This window comes from Paenibacillus sp. OT2-17, assembly GCF_009827695.1.
GTDB lineage: Bacteria > Bacillota > Bacilli > Paenibacillales > Paenibacillaceae > Paenibacillus > Paenibacillus polymyxa_B.
On the sequence record NZ_WUDQ01000715.1, the window covers coordinates 1 to 1,595 of the forward strand.

3 protein-coding genes are annotated in these 1,595 nt (G+C 49.7%); all 3 read left to right on the forward strand.

From position 1 onward, the window contains the following. Positions 1-858 (forward strand): FAD-dependent oxidoreductase (locus GRP75_RS26405; RefSeq protein ID WP_160790827.1); only part of this gene is annotated, 858 nt, incomplete at its 5' end. Beyond that, positions 855-1,058, forward strand: coding sequence for a sulfur carrier protein ThiS (gene thiS / locus GRP75_RS26410; protein ID WP_013310519.1), 204 nt, complete (start codon positions 855-857; stop codon positions 1,056-1,058). The genes GRP75_RS26405 and thiS, both read left to right, overlap by 4 nt. A 2-nt stretch (positions 1,059-1,060) precedes the next feature. Continuing rightward, positions 1,061-1,595: beta/alpha barrel domain-containing protein (locus GRP75_RS26415; RefSeq protein WP_160790828.1), on the forward strand; the 535-nt coding region annotated here is incomplete at its 3' end.

Sequence of the window (1,595 nt, forward strand, 5' to 3'; positions counted from 1 at the left end):
GAATTCCGTACAGAAGGATTTGTGACTCCTTTCCGTACGGAAACTGAAGGCCAAAAACGCTGGAAAGCTGCTAAAACGCGAGAGGATGATTGTCCTATCTGGTGGGATGCGAGGGAATTGGCCCGACGAATTCCAGGTTTGGATGAACAAGCGATCGGGGCAATATATCGTTCAAAGGAGACACAAGTGGCTCCTGTCCAGCTTTGCCATGCTTATGCAGGTGCTGCTGCGGTGCTGGGGGCAACGGTATGGTCTGGTACACAGGCAGAGCAACTGGTCATACAGAATGGTCGAGTTTGCGGTGTTCGAACAGATAGTGGCTTTTTTTCCTGCGATCAGGTCATTATTGCCGGAGGCTTGGATAGCATGAAATTGCTAGCGCAGGTTGGATTTGAATATCCACTTTATCCGGTCAAGGGCGAAGCGGTAGCGGTCTCCTTGAAGGATCACCCGTTAGAATACACCATTTATGCTGATGATATTTACCTCGTGCCTAAACAGAATAACGAGCGTTGGATTGGGGCAACAAGCCTTCCGCATCAATATGACGAAGAGGTGACCGTAGGAGGCTTGGAGGGGTTGCTGGCACGTGCCTCTGCTTGGCTGCCGCGCGTCCGTGAAGCTTCTTTTATACGCACTTGGGCGGGCTTACGTCCGCAGGCCGCATCAGGTCATCCTTTTATAGGCACTGTCCCTGGGGTCGAGGGCGTATATGCTGCCGTCGGGCATTATCGCAACGGTGTCCTGCTGAGTGATGCTACCGGGCGTGCGCTGGCAGCTATGCTTAATGGGGCTGGTGCAGCTGAACTTGGGATAAGTAGATTTTCTTCTGAGCTCCTCAAGGAGGAAAGCTTATGAAGCTGACGATTAACGGCCAGAGCCTGACCTTTTCTAATCGAATCACTCATGTGGATCAATTGCTACATGAGCTTGATGTAAAGGTGAAAACCGTAGTGGTAGAGCTGAATCGGCGTATATTGACCCGTGAAGATCATGATGAAGCGGTACTGAAGGATGGAGATTGCCTAGAGATTGTACATTTTGTGGGAGGCGGTTGATCATGTTAACCATTGGAAAAGCATCTTTTACCTCAAGGTTGTTGTTGGGAACAGGAAAATTCTCTGATCTAGATATCCAATCCCAAGCCGTAGAGGCTGCTGAGACGGAAATATTGACGTTTGCTGTACGGAGATTGAACTTGGAGGAACGGGATAAGCAGCATTTTCTCGATATGCTGGATTTGAGCCGGTATACACTTCTTCCCAACACAGCAGGGGCTACAACAGCAGAGGAGGCCATTCGTATTGCCCAATTGGCAAAAGCCTCCGGCTTGTGCGATATGATTAAGGTGGAAGTCATTGGGGATAGCAAGACACTGCTGCCTGACCCTTTTGAAACGTTGAAGGCTAGTGAAAAGCTGTTAGAAGAAGGCTTTATCGTGCTGCCCTACATATCGGACGATGTGATTCTAGCCAAGAGGCTACAAGAGCTTGGAGTACACGCCGTTATGCCTGGAGCTTCACCGATTGGTACAGGACATGGTTTGCTCAATCCGTTTTCATTAGAGCTAATTATTGAACAGGCGGAGGTCCCGG

Coding starts and splice junctions, on each gene's coding strand:
- thiS (WP_013310519.1), top strand. CDS start 855: ATGAAGCTGACGATTAACGGCCAGAGCCTGACCTTTTCTAATCGAATC.